Genomic DNA, 18527 nt, shown 5'->3' with positions numbered 1-18527 from the left:
GGCTGTAAATGCCGAAAAATAGGCAATGGAAGCGTTTATTGCGGGATACCGAAAACTTTGCGAAAAATGACATTTCATATTTCTTCCATTCGAGGAAATGTGATAGAATACAACATGTATCGTATATGAGAAGGGAGGTGCTAAAGTGAATTGAAGCTCAAGTTGTCATCGCCTCAGGTTGGAATCAAAATAAACGAATGGTATAGACAGATTTGCGGATTTCATGTCATGAAAGCAGAGAAGCTGAAGGCCGAGATCGAGCAGGAAATCCTTGAGATGGAGCAGGATCAAAACTTGTTATTGTTTTACCAGCTGATGGATTTTCGCCATAAGGTAATGCTTGAATATTTTGAACCGGCAAAAAAAGCCTCGAATGATGAAGAAATTAAGAATCTCCTTGAAACGATTGAACATTCGCAAACGAAATTAACGGATATGCTTGAATACTATGTTCATTTTTTCACAGGAATGTTTGAATTTGAGCAGAGAAACTATTTGAGCGCCATTGCTTATTACCGTTCAGCAGAAAAAAAGCTCAATCTCATATCAGATGATATAGAAAGAGCAGAATTTTACTTTAAATTAGCAGAAATATATTACCACATGAAACAAACCCACTTTTCGATGCACTATGCCTTGCAAGCGTTAGATACGTACTCTGCCTATAGAACGTACACGCTGAGAATCATCCACTGTGAATTTGTCATCGGTGCAAACTATGATGATTTGAAATGCTATGAACATGCATTGCCCTACTTTAAAAATGCTCTAAAGCGAGCACGCTCAATTGGAAACCCTCGAGTCATAGGTTCGGCCCTTTTCAACTTAGGTAACTGTTATTACCAAATGAATGATCTTCCGGAAGCAAGTCGTTATCTGAAAGACTCTCTTGAAGTGTTTGAAAAGGAGAATTTAACCCATCTAAATCGCTCTCTAGACCCACTATTTATGCTGACCCAAATCCTGTTTAAACAAAAAAAGATAGAAGAGTCGTTATCACTCTATCAACAAGGTATTATGAAAGCCTGTGAATTAGAAGATGAAATTTACATTTGCAAATTTCAGTTTCTAAAAGCACTATACGTTGATGCAGAAATAAAGATCATAGACGATACATTAGACCTGTTGGAGGACAAGCGCTTATACCCAGATATTGAGGAATTGGCACTTGATGCGGCTCATTATTATAATGAGCTCGGACTATTTGAAGTATCTACCCGGTTTTACGAAAGGAAAATTCAAGCTATATCAAAAATCCAAAATGGGGGTCATTTATATGAAAATGAGTTTGATAGTTCTTTTATTGGCAGCAACTGCAGGATTATCGGTCATGAGTCAGCAGCAATCGGAAGAGAGTCATATGGAAATGGCGGGCAGACACCATACAACAGTGGTGACTATCGTATAAGTTAGCTAAAAAAGAGGAGGCGAACTGCTGTTCATTCTCCTCTTTCATTTTGATTGAGTTCAAATCTTTGAAGAAATGCTTGGACCTCTTGTTCATAAGCTTCCTTATTTTCGCTAAAAGACATCGCATGAGCCCCATGTGGCGCAATAAATAACTGTTTATCACCCTTTTTTCGTGTATATAACTGCTGACTTTGCACACAAGGGATATAGTCGTCATGAAGGCTATGGATAAAGAGCACAGGTTCTTTCACTTGATCGATCACATCAAGCGGGGAAACTTGCCGGATGCGATATCCGTCCCGCCATTTTAACACTTGATCACTCAGTGGAAGAATCCAATGACCTGAAAGGCGAAAATCCGTTTTTAACCGATACACCAGCTGATCCTCAAAAGAAGCGAAGGGACAATCGGCAATGTAAAAATCCGCGGCTGCTTCAGGTTTTGCAGCATATAACAAGGTAGTGACTGCACCCATCGATTCCCCGTGTACACCAATGATGGCACTTTCCCCGAACCTTTTTCTGAGCCACTTCACCACCTGAGCTAAATCTTCTTTTTCATAGTATCCATAACTAGTGGTTTTCCCGCCACTCATTCCGTGTCTTCTATGATCATAAAGCATCACATTCCATCCGAGCTTTTGGAATAATTTCATATACTTAACTGAATTGATCAGACTGACAGTAACGCCGTGGCAAAGCACGATGGTGCGAGTTGTATGTGGAAACGGTACAAAATAGCCATGAAGATCATAACCAAAGGATGAGGGAATACAAACTTTCTCTTTTTTGAGCTGTTTAAATTCCTCGTGATGATAATGACCTTCATCTGATTCTCGTTTGATTAGCTCTTCATCCGTTAATTTACGAATATACATCATTTTATTGGTGAAAAAAAAGCCGATTGCAACGAGTGGAAATAATATAAAGGCAAGTAGAGCGATCCATTTCTTCATTAAGCCGATTCTTCCTTTCCGAAGTTTTTCCTACGATGATCATACCACATGTTGGGAGATTGGCGTGATTCTTGCTCAGCAAATAAAACGGATGATACACTAAGGCAAAAGGAGAGAGGCACAATGAAAAAGACCAATCAAGATCAAGCAAAACTAAAAGATGGCATAAATGATGATGTCAAACAGCAACTCCTTCAAATGAAGCAGAATCTTGCAGTCGAGACAGGAAAAAGAGAAGAACAAAAACGACAAGATCTCCTTCGACAGCAGAAAGAAAAAGAGAAAAATAAAAGCTTCTCAGAGCTGCTAGATGAAAGTCATTTAGACTGGAGAAAATATAAAAGCTAAAAAAGAGATCACAAGACGTGATCTCTTTAGATGTTGACAAAGGGCTAAAAATGATCTTTATTTTAGCCCTTTGTCTTCTTTTCAGCGTGATAGAAAACCTTTGAAGTCTAGGAAGGACGAGCACTGGAGCGGAGCGAATTTGACATTCGTGAGCACCGGCACGCAGGACTGACACCGAATGCGAGGGTTTGTCTACACGCAGATCACATGACGTGATCTCTTTTACGTTCTATTGAACCGATGCGCCTCATACACAGATGGTTTTGTATAGTATGTCAATGCTTTTACTTCTTGGCCGCTTAAAGAACGTGCATTTGCCGCTGCTACATTTTCTTTTAACTGTTTCACCGAGCTTGCGCCAAAAACAACGGAACTGACAGCAGAATGCTTGAGCAAATATTGAATGGACAGCTCGGTGAGCGATAGGTCATAAGCGACTTTCTTTAAAGAAGGAATGACCTGCTGAAGCTCATCAAATGAGTATTGAAGATAGCCGTTATGTTGAATGGCTGCACTTGCTTGAGAGAGTGGTTTTTCAGTTAAAAGCCCTTTGGCTAAAGGCCCTCTTGCGACGACGCTAATGCCTTGTTCTTCAAGAAGAGAAAACCATTCTTCAGGACGGCGGTCGAGTAAACTATATTGCATCATCACACTGACAATGTTCGACTTTTTGGCATATTCTTTAATGACATTAGGACGGATAGAAGATATGCCGTAATATCGAATGACGCCTTCTTTCACTAATTCTTCAAAAGCCTCAATGGTCTCATCAATTGGGTCATCAATCGTGCCGCCATGCAATTGATATAAATCAATATAATCTGTCTGAAGCCGCTTGAGGCTCTGTTTTACTGCCTCTTTTATGTACGCCTTTGAAGGGTCCCAGTCCCAGCCCGGTTTGCCTTTTTCAAAGCGGTTCCCGCCTTTTGTGGCCAAAATCAAATCTTGCCGTCTGTTCTTAATGGCTTCCCCGACAATTTCCTCATTTGTCCCAAAATCATATAAATCGGCTGTATCCAAATAGTTAATCCCAAGATCAATGGCTTCATCTAATAAAGAGAGCGCTTTTTCTTTTTCAGTCCCAAGGGACATACTTCCTAGTGCAGACTCGCTCACCAAGAGATCAGAGGTACCAATTCGTCTTTTTTTCAATTTCATCACACTCCTATCCTTTCACATTAAGTGAAAAAAATTTGGAATTCAAGCTAGGTGATTTCAAATGGCGCATTTGAAGCGAGCGTTCGCTCTTCGCTTCTCCTAAATCATCTATGTTAAAATGAATGAAGTAAAAAGTGAAAGTAGAACGAGGAGCTGACAAAATTGAAGGACTTTGAAGAAAAAACATTATCATCTAAAGAATTATACAACGGAAAAATCATTGATTTGGTTCTTGAAGATGTAGAATTGCCAAACGGAAAACAGGGCAAACGAGAAATCATCAAACATCCAGGTGCAGTAGCAGTCATTGCACGTACGGACGAAAATAAAATCATTTTGGTCAAGCAATACCGTAAAGCACTAGAGAGAGCCATCGTTGAAATTCCGGCTGGGAAATTAGAACAAGGGGAAGAGCCGGCACATACAGCACTGAGAGAATTAGAAGAAGAAACAGGGTACACAGCTCAGCAGCTTAAAAAGCTGACTGCTTTTTATACATCGCCTGGGTTTGCAGATGAACTTGTCCACATCTATCTTGCAGATCAGTTGGTTCCGCTTGAAGAAAAAAGAGAGCTGGATGAAGATGAATTTGTAGAAGTGATGGAAGTTTCATTAGAAGAAGCACTGCACCTCATTGAAAAACAGCATATTTATGATGCAAAAACAGCCTATGCCATTCAGTATTTACAACTGCAAGAGGTACTTGAGTCTACAAAATGAGGGAGTTTTTTGCCGACATCCATATTCATATAGGCAGAACGAGAACAGGCAGGGCTGTCAAAATTACAGGTGCAAGGTCGCTCACAATTGACCAAATTTTAATAGAAGCGTCACAAAATAAAGGGATGGGGATGATTGGTGTGATTGATGCACAATCTCCTGAAGTCCTAGAAGAGTTAATAGAGGGTGTAGAGGAAGAAAAGTACACTGAACTGAATGATGGAGGTCTATCATTTGGACAGACAGTTTTACTTTTAGGCAGTGAATTAGAAATCAATGACGGCCATTCAAAGGGTCCGATTCATGTGCTTGCGTTTATGCCCACATTACACAAAATGTCTAAGTTCTCCGCATGGCTCTCACTTCATATGAAAAATGTGCATTTGAGTTCACAGCGCCTGTATGTTGATGGGAGAACACTTCAGCACAAGGTCAAGGAGCTTGGAGGATTATTTATTCCTGCCCATATTTTCACGCCGCACAAAAGTTTATACGGTAAAGGAGTAAACACTTCTTTAACAGAAGTATTCGATCCAGAACTCATTGATGCGGTTGAGCTTGGCCTTAGCTGCGATACGTCAATGGCCTCCCAGCTAAGTGAGCTGAGCCGTTATCCTTTTTTAACGAATTCAGATGCTCATTCCTTAGGAAAAATTGCGCGAGAATATACAAAAATCAAAATGGATCATGCCTCTTTTGCCGAATTCAAACTAGCCCTTCAAGGAAAAGATGGCAGAAACATCACAGGAAATTATGGACTCGCCCCGCGGCTTGGAAAGTATTATCATACGACCTGCGAGAAATGCGGGGTAAGACCTGACAGCCCAGACCAAGAAAAGTGCCACGCATGCGGACATACCTGGATGATAAAAGGGGTGAGTGAGCGTTTAAAGGAGCTTGCTGACCAAGAAAGTGACAAAGGGACGAGACCTCCTTATGTTCACCAGCTCCCTCTTCAATTTATTCCGGGAGTCGGAGCCAAAACGTTAGACAAGCTAAAAGCCGTGTTTCACACAGAAATGAATATTCTTCATCAAGCAACAGAACAAGAACTAAAAGCTGTTCTGCCAGAAAAAACAGCCAATTACATCATTAAAGCAAGAAAAGGTGAAGTCGGACTGATCGCTGGTGGAGGCGGAGTCTACGGCAAGGTGGATATTAATCATGAGTCAACTTAAATGGACATGTCAAACATTTGAACAACTGCCGAAAGAGGATCTTTACCTTATTTTAATGGAAAGAGTCAACGTGTTTGTCGTAGAACAAAGGTGCCCTTATCCTGAAATCGATCATCGAGACCAAGAGGCACTTCATATCATTGCAAAAGAGAACGGCATCATTGTAGCTTATTGCCGAATATTCCAAAGCGGGATCATGTACCATGAGGCATCCATTGGCCGTGTCCTTGTGACGGAGGCTGGCCGGAAAAAAGGCTATGGGAAAATGCTGCTTAGTAAGGCGTTGGAAAAGCTTAGTGATTTAGGTGAAACAAGTGTCAAAATTCAAGCGCAAGCCTACCTGAAATCGTTTTACGAATCGTTTGGTTTCAAAGCCGTCTCAGATTGTTATGATGAAGATGGGATCCCGCATCTTGATATGGTGAAAACAGAAAGATAGGCGTGTATACGTCTATCTTTTTTATGTGCTTTCGTGTATCATAACGACAACGAAAGGGGTTTTGCCAAATGGGAAAAAGCAAAGAAAAGAAAAAACGAGAACATATTCAAAGGCAGCACAGCCGAAATCCAGAACTGTCAAGAGGATTCGTGCCGCATTTTAGCACACATGAAAGAAAGACTAAAACAAAACAAGAAGCCATGCAGCATATGATGAAGAAACATAAAGGAAGGAATGCTTATGATCGCTATCAAGAGGATCATAAGCATTTTTATTTTGCTTTTTTGTGACAAGTAGATCAAATAAATGGAAAAATTTTAAAAAATAGGACAAACGGTCGTTTCTTTTTGTCTAAAAATGTAGTTAAATGACAAAAAGCAATGAAAGGGAGAGTGAGTATCGTGAACGTCAAGTCATTTGGAGCAGGGCTTTGTATGGCAAGTATGCTGCTGGCATCAACTACGTTCGGTGCGTCAGATATAACTGCAAAGGAGCAAGCAAAAAAAGAGTATATGATCGGCTTTTCTTCTTCCGTTCAAGACAAAGCACAAAAACAGCTTGTAGAAGAAGCTGGTGGACATGTGAAAGAATCCATAGACCAAATAGATATGATGAAAGTTTCGTTGAATGAGACCTCGAAAGAGAAACTGAATCAAGCAAAAGAAGTTACCTTTATTGAGGAGGACCAAAAAGCAAAAACAAGCGGTCAAACCGTCCCATATGGCATTAAAAGCATCAAAGCACAAAAGGTACATAAACGAGGATATGCCGGACAGAATGTCAAAGTAGCTGTTCTTGATAGCGGCATCGATGGCAAACATGAAGATTTACACGTAACCGGCGGAGTCAGCTTTGTTCCAACAGAGTCCGATCCACTCGTTGACCCGCATGAACACGGAACCCATGTGGCAGGCACGATCGCAGCATTAGATAATAAAGTGGGCGTCATTGGTGTCGCGCCAAAAGCTTCTATCTATGCTATCAAGGTGGCAGATCAAAATGGTGACGGCTACTATAGCTGGATCATTAAAGGCATTGAGTGGGCGATCGAAAATGACATGGATGTCATCAATATTAGTATGGGGGGAGCAAGTGAATCTGAGGCGCTGAAAGAAGCGGTAGATAAAGCGTATGACAAAGGGATTCTCATTGTGGCTTCTGCCGGGAATGCTGGGAGTTATGGCTCACTCAATACGATTGACTACCCGGCCAAATACAGCTCAGTGATGGCTGTCGCATCTGTTGACCAAAGGAAGCAAAGAGCCTTTGATTCCTCTGTTGGCGAAGAGGTGGAAGTATCAGCACCAGGCGTTTCAACGCTAAGCACGATTCCTCATAACGAATATGGCTACAAAAGCGGTACGTCAATGGCATCACCTCATGTTACGGGTGCTGCGGCTGTGATTCTATCAAAACATCCTAATCTGACAAACGAAGAAGTGCGCGAAAGACTTTCAAAAACAGCAACAAAGCTTGGAGATCCTTTTTATTATGGTGCCGGGCTTGTGAACGTACAAAAGGCGTCACGATAAATGAAAAAGAGAAAGCAGCCTGTACACTGCTTTCTCTTTTTTCTTTCGATAAAACTGTCATGTTTCGTATTCTCTCTCATAGAATCTAGTAACCTTTACTATTTGGGAGGAAGACGCATGCGGAAAAAGTCTTGGAAGGAACATCTTCTTCAGCACGTAAAAGATCATCTATCGATTTATTTGTTTGTCTCGGTACTCTTTTTAATGGGCGTCATCTTTGGGGCTATTATCGTCAACAGCATGACAATCAGTCAGAAAGAGGATTTATTCTATTATTTAAATCAATTTTTTGGTCAGCTGACGAATGAGAAAGCGGCAGAATCAAAAGAAATGTTTTTGCAAAGCTTCCTGCATCATATGAAATATTTAGGCCTCATGTGGATACTAGGAATTTCCATCATTGGTCTGCCGCTCATCTTTCTCATGATCTTTTTAAAAGGGATTGTCGTTGGCTTTACTGTTGGTTTTCTAGTGAATCAAATGGGGCTCAGTGGATTTTTTCTTTCTTTCGTATCGGTTCTTCCGCAAAATATTTTGCTCATTCCAGCATATTTAGTCATCGGAACATGTGCGATTGCGTTTTCCATCCGTCTCATTGGACAGCTTTTCATGAAAAAAACGATCAGTCAAGCGCCAGTCCAGTGGTTTGGACGGTATGCATCTGTTCTGCTGATGATATTAGCGCTTGCTGCACTCTCATCCTTTTTTGAATCGTACTTATCATTCATGCTGATGAAAAAGCTAGCCGGTGTCCTGTTTTAATATTTTTTATAATCGTTATTAAATAATAATCAATTTATTTATCATTTTAAAATGATTATAGTTGGCTCTCTGCACATCATTTGATATAATGATCAAGTAATGTGGCGTAGGAGGGAAAGTCAATGGAAAATCGGATTGATCGAATTAAGAAACAGCTTCATTCTTCCAGCTATAAGCTCACGCCACAGCGTGAAGCAACAGTCAGAGTACTGCTTGAGAATGAAGAAGACCATTTAAGTGCAGAAGATGTATACCTCCTCGTAAAAGAGAAGTCTCCTGAAATTGGTCTTGCTACTGTTTATCGGACGTTAGAATTGCTAACTGAACTGAAAGTTGTTGATAAAATTAACTTTGGAGACGGCGTTTCGCGATATGATCTTCGCAAAGAAGGAGCCGCCCACTTCCATCACCATCTTGTCTGCATGGAATGCGGGACAGTCGATGAGATAGAAGATGATTTATTAGAAGATGTTGAAGAGATTATTGAACGCGACTGGAAATTTAAAATTAAGGATCATAGATTGACATTCCATGGTATTTGCCATCGCTGTCATGATGATGAATCCGGCCAATAATCCGAATTGGAACCTTTTCATTTCATATGAAGAGGTTTTTTGCATTTTCGCTGTATATTCCTTGTCCCACCTGGCATATGCTGAAGTAATGAGAAGATGAGAAAGGACATGAAGATCATGCGAAAATGGCTCAAAACAACAGGTGAAGTGATGAAAGTATTTATCTTGTTCACTGGTTTTACCGTCCTGTTCTATTATGCTATGATATGGATAAATTCAGAATATGAAAGCTACCATCGTTATGATAAACCAGAGGGTGCAGCGATTAAAGTGATGGAAATGGATCAGCCGAATCAAGACAACTGGCAAGACCGATTGATTTATTTTTATCAAAACGGGGAGTAGAAACCATTGAACGATCAATTATCCGACTTTATTCATTTTATGACGGTAGAGAGAGGACTCTCTGAAAATACCATTGTCTCTTATAAAAGAGATTTACAGAACTACTTGTCTTTTTTAATGACAGACGAGCAGCTAGCCGATATCAAAGACGTCACGCGTCTTCATATCATTCATTATTTAAAGCAGCTAAAAGAGGAAGGGAAATCGAGCAAAACGTCCGTAAGGCATCTATCATCGATTCGCTCCTTTCACCAATTTCTGCTACGGGAAAAAGTGACAACAGATGACCCGTCATGGAACATTGAAACGCAAAAAACAGAGCGGAAATTACCGAAAGTTCTATCACTCGGTGAGGTCGAAAAGCTGCTCGATACACCAAAGCAGCACACACCATTTGACTACCGGGACAAAGCTATGCTGGAGCTTTTATATGCAACAGGCATTCGCGTGAGTGAAATGCTGGATCTGACCCTTGCAGATGTTCATCTTACAATGGGCTTTATCCGCTGCTTTGGAAAAGGAAGAAAAGAGCGAATTGTGCCAATTGGCGAAGCCGCTGCAAGTGCGATTGAAGAATATATAGAAAAAGGAAGAAGCAAGCTGCTAAAAAAACAGCCAGCCGATGCCTTATTCCTCAATCATCACGGGAAAAAGATGTCGCGGCAAGGCTTCTGGAAGAACTTAAAAAAACGAGCCATCGAAGCAGGCATTCAAAAGGAATTGACGCCTCATACGCTCAGACATTCATTTGCTACACATCTGCTTGAAAACGGTGCTGATCTAAGAGCCGTACAGGAGATGCTCGGGCATGCGGATATATCAACAACACAAATTTATACACATGTGACGAAAACAAGACTGAAAGATGTGTATCACAAATTCCATCCAAGGGCATAAGTAAAGCATGGCACGGTGAACGTGTACCATGCTTTTTGTTGTTTGTACCGTTTATAGTTGTCAATTGACTTGTAAACGGTTTATACTTGAGATGTCTGACCTCTCTATATTTGAAAGGTCAAAGGACAAGAATATTGAAGGAGGCGCTTTTTAATGCCTGATTATCAGTATAAACGCATTTTCCTCATTGTGATGGATTCAGTAGGGATTGGTGAAGCACCAGATGCTGCTGATTTTAATGATGTAGGTGCAGATACACTTGGACATATTGCTGAAAAAATGAACGGGCTTCATATGCCGAATATGGCGAAGCTTGGGCTGAGTCATATTAAAGAAATCAAAGGAATTCCAGCGGACGAAAAACCGCTTGCGTATTATGGAAAGATGCAAGAAGCATCAAATGGGAAAGACACAATGACAGGACACTGGGAAATCATGGGTCTTTACATAGACACACCGTTTAAAGTCTTTCCAGACGGATTCCCAGATGAACTATTAAATGAACTAAAAGAAAAAACAGGACGGGGCATCATTGGGAATAAACCAGCATCTGGGACAGAAATTCTGGATGAGCTTGGCGAAGAGCACATGAAAACAGGTGATTTAATCGTTTATACATCTGCGGATTCTGTTTTGCAAATTGCTGCGCACGAAGAAGTTGTGCCACTGGAAGAGCTCTACCGCATTTGTGAAATTGCACGAGAACTGACTTTAGATGAAAAATATATGGTAGGACGCATTATTGCTCGTCCGTTTGTCGGGGAGCCTGGGGCATTTGTCAGAACGCCAAACCGTCATGACTATGCTTTAAAACCATTTGACCGTACCGTTATGAATGAGCTGAAAGATGATGGGCTTGATGTCATTGCCATTGGAAAAATCTCTGATATTTATGACGGTGAAGGAATTACATCTTCTCTCAGAACGAAATCAAATATGGATGGAATGGACAAGCTCGTCGAGACACTTAAAACAGACTTTACAGGACTCAGCTTTTTAAACCTTGTTGATTTTGACGCTCTTTATGGGCACAGAAGAGACCCAGAGGGCTACGGAAAAGCACTAGAGGAATATGACGCACGTCTTCCTGAAGTGTTTGACCTGTTAAAAGAGGATGATCTCCTTGTGATCACAGCAGATCACGGAAATGACCCAGTTCATCACGGAACAGACCATACAAGAGAATACGTTCCACTTATTGCTTACAGTAAAAAGCATCAGGAAGCAAATGAACTGCCAACAGCAAAAACCTTTGCTGATCTTGGGGCAACGGTAGCAGATAATTTCAAGTCAGCGATGCCAAAATACGGTACAAGCTTTTTATCTAAACTCAAATAGGGGGAAATCTCGTGGGAGCACAGTTTTCAGAAGCGGCGGCATACATTAAACAAGCATCGGCATACGTACCAACAGTTGGATTGATCTTAGGTTCAGGGCTTGGCATTTTAGCAGATGAGATTGAAAATCCAATCAAATTGAAATATGAAGATATCCCTGGATTCCCTGTTTCAACAGTAGAGGGTCATGCAGGACAGCTCGTCATCGGGACGCTGAAAGGCACCGTCGTATGTGCAATGCAAGGACGTTTTCATTTCTATGAAGGATATGATATGAAGCAAGTAACGTTTCCTGTTCGTGTGATGAAAGAAATTGGCATTGAGACATGTATTGTGACAAATGCAGCCGGCGGCGTGAATACGTCCTTTCATCCAGGTGATCTGATGCTGATTACGGATCATATCAATATGATGGGGACCAATCCATTAATCGGACCAAATGACAGTCAAGGCGTTCGTTTCCCTGACATGTCTGCACCATACGATAAAGATTTGCTGGCACTTGCAGAAAAAACGGCTCAACACTTAGGCATATCTGTACAGCAGGGAGTATATGCCGGGATGACAGGTCCTTCATATGAAACACCAGCTGAAGTTCGTTTCCTTAGAACACTTGGAGCAGATGCGGTGGGAATGTCGACTGTCCCAGAAGTGATTGTTGCGCGTCATGCAGGAATGAAAGTGCTTGGTATTTCATGTATCTCCAATGCCGCATCAGGTATTTTAGATCAGCCGCTTTCTCATGATGAAGTCATTGAAGTGACGGAAAAAGTGAAAGCAAGTTTCCTTGATTTAGTAAAAGATGTTGTGGAGCAACTCTCATAATATGTTTCCAAAAGTCTTCTGTTCATTAAACAGAAGACTTTTTTTATATGTAATCAAACGATCTCTGAATAAAACAGCCTGTATGAGGAAAAAATAGAAAGGATTACGATAATGGAGGTCTGCCACTTGAAACGTCATATATGTGCATTGTTTATTTTAATGATCCTTATCTCAATGGTTTCACCATCAGCGATAGCAAAAGAAAAGATAGAAAAACCAGGAGAAAAACAAACATCAGAATTGGCGCATGAAGCCAAATCAGCCATCTTAATTGAACGTGACACGGGGAAGGTGCTTTACAACAAAAACAGCGATGAAAAGCTTGCACCTGCAAGTATGACCAAAATCATGACCATGCTTCTCATTATGGAAGCAATGGACCAAGGAAAGCTGAAAATGACAGACAAGGTCAGAACGAGCGACTATGCGGCATCCATGGGAGGCTCACAAATTTTCCTTGAACCAGGAGAAGAAATGACTGTGAAAGAAATGCTGAAAGGCATTGCAATTGCTTCAGGAAATGATGCATCTGTTGCCATGGCAGAACATATTGCTGGATCTGAAGAACAGTTCGTTGAGCAGATGAACAAAAAGGCAAAAGAACTCGGGCTCACCTCAACAGTCTTTCAAAACCCAACGGGACTTCCTGAAAAAGATCATTACAGCACAGCTCATGATATGGCAAAAATGGCGAAAGAGCTGTTGAAATATGAACAAATCACCAAATTCACAGGTGTCTATGAAGACTATCTTCGTCAAAACACGGATAAAAAATTCTGGCTTGTGAACACGAACCGACTAATTAAATTTTATCCAGGCGTCGATGGATTGAAAACAGGTTTTACAGGCGAGGCAAAATACTGTTTAACCGCATCAGCTAAAAAAGGCAACATGCGCGTCATTGCTGTCGTATTTGGCGCAAGTACACCGAAGGACAGAAACGCCCAAGTGGTCAAAATGTTAGACTATGCATTTAGTCAATATACAACCCATCCACTTTACAAACGAGGACAAGACGTGGCAGAGATCAAAGTGAGCAAAGGGAAAAAGAAGAAAATTCAGCTTGTCACTTCTGAACCGATCTCCCTTTTAACGAAAAAAGGCGAAAATGTGGATCAGATTAAAAAAGAAATCAAATTGACTCATGATGTCAAGGCCCCATTTTCAAAAGGGACGGAACTTGGCACCATTGTCTTGAAAAAAGACGGTAAAGTACTGCATGAAAGCCCTGTAGAAGCAAAAGAAGGAATGGAAAAAGCAGGGGTTTGGACTTTCTTCAAACGGGCCATGGCCGAATTTATAAAATGGAAATAAAAGGATAAAGACTGCTGCGATTGGCAGTCTTTTTGCTATGAGCGAGAAGAAAAGAACATCTAAATATGACGAATGATCACTAGTTTTGTCATGGTGAAGGATTTACTTTGTTTAAAAGAGAAACATTCTTTATCCGAAATGAGAGCAAGGAGGAAGAAAAAGATGAGCCTTAGTATTGATTTTCAAGTAAAAGAGAGCGTACTTTGCATTCGGTTGACAGGAGAGCTCGATCATCACTCCGCAGAAACATTGAGACAAAAGGTGACGAATTATTTGGAAACAGAGGACATTCGCCACATCGTGCTGAATTTGGCTGATTTATCGTTTATGGACAGCTCTGGACTCGGGGTGATTTTAGGGAGATATAAAGAAATCAAGCAGCTTGGCGGTGAAATGGTCGTCTGCGCGATTTCGCCAGCGGTGAACCGTTTATTTGATATGTCTGGCTTATTTAAAATTATCCGTATGGAGCCTTCAGAGCAAACAGCTTTGCAAACATTGGGGGTGGCATCATGACAAATGAAATGAACCTGACCTTCTCTGCATTGAGTCAAAATGAATCTTTCGCAAGGGTAACAGTCGCGGCGTTCATCGCCCAGCTTGATCCAACATTAGATGAATTAACAGAAATCAAAACCGTTGTATCAGAGGCCGTGACAAACTCCATTATCCACGGCTATGATGGGAATCCAGATGGCAAGGTGCATATTCATGTGACACTAGATGACCATGTCGTTTACCTCACCATCCGTGACGAAGGCATGGGAATTACAGATCTTCAGGAAGCAAGACAGCCGCTTTTTACAACAAAACCAGACTTAGAACGCTCTGGAATGGGCTTTACCATCATGGAGAATTTTATGGATGATGTCATGGTGGACTCATCACCAGAAATGGGCACGACGATCCGTTTAACAAAGCATCTATCAAAAAGCAAAGCGCTTTGTAATTAAGGAGCTGCTCGTATGGATGTGGAGGTAAAAAAGCAAGCAAAAAAAGCACAGCTGTCAAATGATGAAGTCAAAGAGCTCATCAAAAAAAGCCAAGACGGAGATCAGCAAGCAAGAGACCTCCTCGTAGAAAAAAACATGCGTCTTGTTTGGTCCGTTGTTCAGCGCTTTTTAAATAGAGGATATGAACCAGATGATCTATTTCAGATTGGCTGCATTGGACTGCTAAAATCTGTTGATAAATTTGATTTGTCCTATGATGTGAAGTTTTCGACCTATGCCGTTCCCATGATCATTGGTGAAATTCAGCGCTTCATCCGCGATGATGGAACAGTCAAAGTCAGCCGGTCATTAAAGGAACTTGGAAATAAAATTCGGCGGGCAAAAGATGAATTGTCTAAGTCTCATGGAAGAATGCCGACAATACAGGAAATTGCTGAATATCTTGACATCACACCAGAGGATGTCGTTCTCGCCCAAGAAGCGGTCCGCTCACCGTCATCGATTCATGAAACCGTGTATGAAAATGACGGAGACCCTATTACATTGCTGGATCAAATTGCCGATCATTCAGAAGAAAGATGGTTTGATAAAATCGCGCTAAAAGAAGCGATCAAGGAATTAGAAGAGCGGGAGAAACTGATTGTGTACTTAAGGTATTATAAAGATCAAACACAATCTGAGGTAGCAGAGAGGCTGGGTATTTCACAAGTACAAGTCTCGCGGCTTGAAAAGAAAATCTTAAAGCAAATTCAAATGCAAATGGATCAAAAAGACAGCTAGCCAATTCGGCTGGCTTTTTTTGTGTGGTAATTACCGGTAAATCAAGTTCTGTCAGTATGAGAACCATTTTTCACCACATACTATTTTTAACCCATCGTATAGGAAGTGACTTGGATGGACGGACAAATCTTTATTCGGCTGCGCCATCGAATCAAGACCGGTATTGATCAGCTCATTTATTTAGAGGATATCGCCCAAATCACTGGTCATGAGTTGACTGTGCAAAAGCTTAGCAAAATGCCGATGTATCATGTCAGCAAAAAGGATCGTCACATTGTGGTTTTAGATATCATGCATGTGGTCAAAACGATCAAAAAAACGTGGCCAGACATCGACATTCAAACCGTCGGAGGCTCTGAGGCGATTGTTGAAATTGATACAGGCAAACGCCAGCTTTCTCCCGTTTTATTTGTGTTTGTATGGCTCCTATTATTTGTCGGAGCGGCTCTTGCCATCATGAATTTCCACGAGGATGTCAGTATGCGGCTTGTTCATATTCGCCTATATGAAATGATCACAGGAAAAACGGTTGAGCATCCTTATTTATTACAAATTCCATATAGCTTTGGACTCGGTTTGGGCATGATTTTATTTTTCAATCATGTATTTAAAAAGCGTTTAAATGAAGAACCAAGTCCGCTCGAAGTGGAAATGTTTAAATACCAGCTCGATCTCGATCATTATGTCGCACTTAAAGAAAATAAAGAAACATTGAAAGATATCCATGATCGGTAAGTGGCTTTTTGTCGTGCTCGTTGGACTTGGCGGCGGTTTAACGGTCGGAGCAGGATTTGTGGCATTTCTAACAGTGCTTGGCATCATCCCTCGATTAATGCAATTAACCAAAACGCAGCGCTTCATACAAGGATACGAGGCGGCTGTCATCAGTGGAGCGGTCGTTGGAGGATGGGCCACCTTAAGTCAAATGCATTTGCATTTATCCAAATGGCTGGCGCTGCCGATTGGTCTTTTATCCGGCATCTTCTACGGTATGCTTGCAGCCGCATTGACTGAGGTATTAAATGTCCTTCCTATATTAACGAAAAGAATTGGAATGGACGGGAAAATTGTTTTGCTGCTCATGGCCATCGTCTTAGGAAAGGTATTTGGTTCATTATTTCATTGGCTTATTTATATTTAAAAAAATTTGGAGGGAACAACACGTGTCGAGTTTAAAAGAGAACTATCCATCTAAGGTGAAAACGTATCAGCCCAAACCTCCTTATGTACTCAACTGCATCAAGGCTTTTCTTGTTGGCGGCTTGATCTGCGCCATAGGCGAAGGGCTGCAAAACTTCTATATTCACTTTTTTGATTTTAATGAAAAGACAGCGGGGAATCCAACAGTGGCGACCCTCATTTTAATTTCTTCTATTTTAACTGGTATCGGTATTTACGATAAAATTGGCCAGTTTGCTGGAGCGGGATCCGCTGTCCCGGTGACAGGGTTTGCAAACAGCATGACAAGTGCTGCTCTTGAGCATAGAAGTGAAGGGCTTGTGTTAGGTGTAGCCACGAACATGTTTAAGCTTGCTGGGAACGTCATTGTTTTTGGTGTCGTCTCGGCTTATGTCGTAGGGATCATTCGATACATCTTGGAAAAGGTGTTTTCGTAGGAGGAATGAAACGTGAAACTAACAGGTAAACAATCTTGGGTATTCGAGCATAAGCTTTATGTCAATGCAGAAGGAACAGCTGCAGGACCGAAAGAAAAAGACGGCCCGATCGGTCATCTAATTGATAAAACATACGACGAAATGCATTGTGATCAAAAGAACTGGGAAATGGCTGAAAGGCAGCTCATGGATGATGCGATATCAACCGCTTTATCAAAAGCAAATTTGCAAAAAAGCGATGTTGATCTTTTGCTGGCAGGAGACTTACTGAATCAAAACGTCACAGCAAACTATGTGGCAAGAGAACTTAAAATTCCGTTTCTTTGCTTATTTGGAGCATGCTCCACATCAATGGAATCGGTCGCCATTGCTTCGGCATTAGTAGATGGTGGTTTTGCAAAAAGAGCCATTGCTGCGACAAGCAGTCATAATGCGACGGCAGAACGCCAATTTCGTAATCCGACAGAATACGGCGGGCAAAAACCAGATACAGCGACAAGTACAGTGACTGGGAGCGGGGCCGTTATTATCAGCCAAGAGCCCTCCCAAATTCAAATTACAAGTGCAACTGTGGGACGAGTCATGGATCTTGGGATTACAGACCCATTTGACATGGGATCGGCAATGGCACCGGCAGCAGCAGATACCATCAAGCAGCACTTAGAAGATCTAGGGAGAACGGTTGACGATTACGATCTTATTTTAACAGGTGATCTATCTGGCATTGGCTCACCGATCTTAAAGGATCTGCTCAAAGAAGACGGCATTCAGCTCGGCCGAAAGCACGATGATTGCGGATTAATCATCTACACACCCGATCAAAATGTGTTCGCTGGAGGCAGCGGCTGTGCGTGTTCAGCTGTTGTGACATTTAGTCACATCTTTCAAGAAATGAAGGCAGGGAATTTGCAAAAAGTATTTGTTGTCGCAACCGGGGCACTTCTCAGCCCGACGATGGTCCAGCAAAAAGAGACCATTCCCACCATTGCGCATGGTGTCGTATTTGAGCGTGCGGGAGGAGAAAGCTAATGGAATATCTGATCGCTTTTGTTGCAGGCGGACTTATTTGTGTCATCGGCCAGCTTTTATTGGACGTACTCAAACTCACGCCTGCACATGTCATGACCATCTTTGTTGTGGCAGGAACCATATTAGACGGGTTCGGAATTTATGATAAATTTATTGAATTTGCAGGTGCAGGTGCAACCGTACCTATCGTTAGCTTTGGTCATAGTTTGCTTCATGGGGCAATGCACCAGGCAGATGTACATGGATTCATCGGAATCGGGATCGGTATTTTTGAATTAACCTCTGCTGGAATATCAGCTGCGATTTTATTCTCATTTATTATCGCGCTTATCTTTAAACCGAAAGGATAACCT

At 41.5% G+C, this 18527-nt stretch carries 24 protein-coding genes; 22 read left to right on the top strand and 2 right to left on the bottom strand.

Features of this window, described 5'->3' with window-relative positions:
* The first annotated feature begins 150 nt into the window (after window positions 1–150).
* Window positions 151–1413, top strand: a complete 1263-nt coding sequence (locus ACYH0L_RS10615; RefSeq protein WP_099726745.1) for a response regulator aspartate phosphatase — start codon at window positions 151–153, stop codon at window positions 1411–1413.
* A gap of 26 nt (window positions 1414–1439) precedes the next feature.
* Here the strand turns inward: ACYH0L_RS10615 and ACYH0L_RS10610 are convergent, their stop codons facing one another.
* Window positions 1440–2366, bottom strand: coding sequence for an alpha/beta hydrolase (locus ACYH0L_RS10610; protein WP_230030355.1), 927 nt, complete (start codon window positions 2364–2366; stop codon window positions 1440–1442).
* Window positions 2367–2489: 123 nt separating this feature from the next.
* Here ACYH0L_RS10610 and ACYH0L_RS10605 point away from each other — a divergent pair, with 123 nt between their 5' ends.
* Window positions 2490–2714 carry a YqkE family protein gene (locus tag ACYH0L_RS10605; protein ID WP_099726747.1) on the top strand — a complete coding sequence of 75 codons (225 nt, stop codon included), beginning with the start codon at window positions 2490–2492 and terminating at the stop codon, window positions 2712–2714.
* Window positions 2715–2936: 222 nt separating this feature from the next.
* Here the strand turns inward: ACYH0L_RS10605 and ACYH0L_RS10600 are convergent, their stop codons facing one another.
* Window positions 2937–3866 (bottom strand): aldo/keto reductase, encoded by a 930-nt coding sequence (locus tag ACYH0L_RS10600; protein ID WP_482354484.1) that lies wholly within the window; start codon window positions 3864–3866, stop codon window positions 2937–2939.
* Between the two features lie 168 nt (window positions 3867–4034).
* On the opposite strand from ACYH0L_RS10600, the gene ACYH0L_RS10595 reads away from it, so the two are divergent.
* The 20 genes from ACYH0L_RS10595 (at window position 4035) to spoVAE (ending at window position 18524) form a co-directional block, all read left to right on the top strand.
* Window positions 4035–4592, top strand: coding sequence for an NUDIX hydrolase (locus ACYH0L_RS10595; RefSeq protein ID WP_099726749.1), 558 nt, complete (start codon window positions 4035–4037; stop codon window positions 4590–4592).
* Window positions 4589–5770 (top strand): TIGR00375 family protein, encoded by a 1182-nt coding sequence (locus ACYH0L_RS10590; RefSeq protein ID WP_482354009.1) that lies wholly within the window; start codon window positions 4589–4591, stop codon window positions 5768–5770. The genes ACYH0L_RS10595 and ACYH0L_RS10590 overlap by 4 nt, the downstream gene beginning before the upstream one ends.
* The gene (locus tag ACYH0L_RS10585; protein WP_099726751.1) at window positions 5757–6209 is read left to right on the top strand and encodes a GNAT family N-acetyltransferase; all 453 of its coding nucleotides are present in this window, start codon (window positions 5757–5759) and stop codon (window positions 6207–6209) included. The genes ACYH0L_RS10590 and ACYH0L_RS10585 overlap by 14 nt, the downstream gene beginning before the upstream one ends.
* A gap of 68 nt (window positions 6210–6277) precedes the next feature.
* The gene (locus tag ACYH0L_RS10580; protein ID WP_230030354.1) at window positions 6278–6499 is read left to right on the top strand and encodes a hypothetical protein; all 222 of its coding nucleotides are present in this window, start codon (window positions 6278–6280) and stop codon (window positions 6497–6499) included.
* A 111-nt stretch (window positions 6500–6610) separates the two neighbouring features.
* Window positions 6611–7741 carry a S8 family peptidase gene (locus ACYH0L_RS10575; protein ID WP_099726753.1) on the top strand — a complete coding sequence of 377 codons (1131 nt, stop codon included), beginning with the start codon at window positions 6611–6613 and terminating at the stop codon, window positions 7739–7741.
* Window positions 7742–7858: 117 nt separating this feature from the next.
* Window positions 7859–8503, top strand: a complete 645-nt coding sequence (gene spoIIM, locus ACYH0L_RS10570) for a stage II sporulation protein M (RefSeq protein ID WP_034319889.1) — start codon at window positions 7859–7861, stop codon at window positions 8501–8503.
* 122 nt (window positions 8504–8625) lie between these two features.
* A complete protein-coding gene (fur, locus tag ACYH0L_RS10565; RefSeq protein WP_034319892.1) occupies window positions 8626–9078 on the top strand; it encodes a ferric iron uptake transcriptional regulator in 453 nt (150 codons plus the stop codon).
* A 117-nt stretch (window positions 9079–9195) separates the two neighbouring features.
* Complete coding sequence (locus ACYH0L_RS10560; RefSeq protein ID WP_003215798.1) at window positions 9196–9423, top strand: YqzK family protein; 228 nt, start codon at window positions 9196–9198, stop codon at window positions 9421–9423.
* Window positions 9424–9429: 6 nt separating this feature from the next.
* Window positions 9430–10320 (top strand): site-specific tyrosine recombinase XerD, encoded by an 891-nt coding sequence (gene xerD / locus ACYH0L_RS10555; protein ID WP_099726754.1) that lies wholly within the window; start codon window positions 9430–9432, stop codon window positions 10318–10320.
* Between the two features lie 153 nt (window positions 10321–10473).
* Entirely contained in the window at window positions 10474–11658 is a 1185-nt protein-coding gene (gene deoB, locus ACYH0L_RS10550; protein WP_099726755.1) for a phosphopentomutase, read from the top strand.
* Window positions 11659–11669: 11 nt separating this feature from the next.
* Window positions 11670–12482, top strand: coding sequence for a purine-nucleoside phosphorylase (locus ACYH0L_RS10545; protein WP_099726756.1), 813 nt, complete (start codon window positions 11670–11672; stop codon window positions 12480–12482).
* Between the two features lie 159 nt (window positions 12483–12641).
* Complete coding sequence (locus tag ACYH0L_RS10540) at window positions 12642–13796, top strand: D-alanyl-D-alanine carboxypeptidase family protein (protein ID WP_370461106.1); 1155 nt, start codon at window positions 12642–12644, stop codon at window positions 13794–13796.
* A gap of 162 nt (window positions 13797–13958) precedes the next feature.
* The gene (gene spoIIAA / locus ACYH0L_RS10535) at window positions 13959–14312 is read left to right on the top strand and encodes an anti-sigma F factor antagonist (protein WP_099726758.1); all 354 of its coding nucleotides are present in this window, start codon (window positions 13959–13961) and stop codon (window positions 14310–14312) included.
* On the top strand, window positions 14309–14749 hold the full coding sequence (gene spoIIAB / locus ACYH0L_RS10530; RefSeq protein WP_099726759.1) for an anti-sigma F factor: 441 nt from the start codon (window positions 14309–14311) through the stop codon (window positions 14747–14749). The genes spoIIAA and spoIIAB overlap by 4 nt, the downstream gene beginning before the upstream one ends.
* 12 nt (window positions 14750–14761) lie before the next feature.
* Window positions 14762–15529 carry an RNA polymerase sporulation sigma factor SigF gene (sigF, locus tag ACYH0L_RS10525; RefSeq protein ID WP_099726760.1) on the top strand — a complete coding sequence of 256 codons (768 nt, stop codon included), beginning with the start codon at window positions 14762–14764 and terminating at the stop codon, window positions 15527–15529.
* A gap of 114 nt (window positions 15530–15643) precedes the next feature.
* Window positions 15644–16264, top strand: coding sequence for a stage V sporulation protein AA (locus tag ACYH0L_RS10520; protein ID WP_099726761.1), 621 nt, complete (start codon window positions 15644–15646; stop codon window positions 16262–16264).
* Entirely contained in the window at window positions 16254–16670 is a 417-nt protein-coding gene (locus ACYH0L_RS10515) for a stage V sporulation protein AB (RefSeq protein ID WP_230030349.1), read from the top strand. The genes ACYH0L_RS10520 and ACYH0L_RS10515 overlap by 11 nt, the downstream gene beginning before the upstream one ends.
* Window positions 16671–16692: 22 nt before the next feature.
* Window positions 16693–17145 (top strand): stage V sporulation protein AC, encoded by a 453-nt coding sequence (spoVAC, locus tag ACYH0L_RS10510; protein WP_099726763.1) that lies wholly within the window; start codon window positions 16693–16695, stop codon window positions 17143–17145.
* Window positions 17146–17157: 12 nt separating this feature from the next.
* Window positions 17158–18174 carry a stage V sporulation protein AD gene (gene spoVAD, locus ACYH0L_RS10505; protein ID WP_256498752.1) on the top strand — a complete coding sequence of 339 codons (1017 nt, stop codon included), beginning with the start codon at window positions 17158–17160 and terminating at the stop codon, window positions 18172–18174.
* On the top strand, window positions 18174–18524 hold the full coding sequence (spoVAE, locus tag ACYH0L_RS10500; protein WP_230030347.1) for a stage V sporulation protein AE: 351 nt from the start codon (window positions 18174–18176) through the stop codon (window positions 18522–18524). Before spoVAD ends, spoVAE begins: the two co-directional genes overlap by 1 nt.
* The last annotated feature ends 3 nt before the right edge of the window (window positions 18525–18527 follow it).

The sequence above is a fragment of the Bacillus sp. MC1252 genome (assembly GCF_056838025.1).
This window is presented reverse-complemented; position numbering and strand designations above follow the sequence as displayed.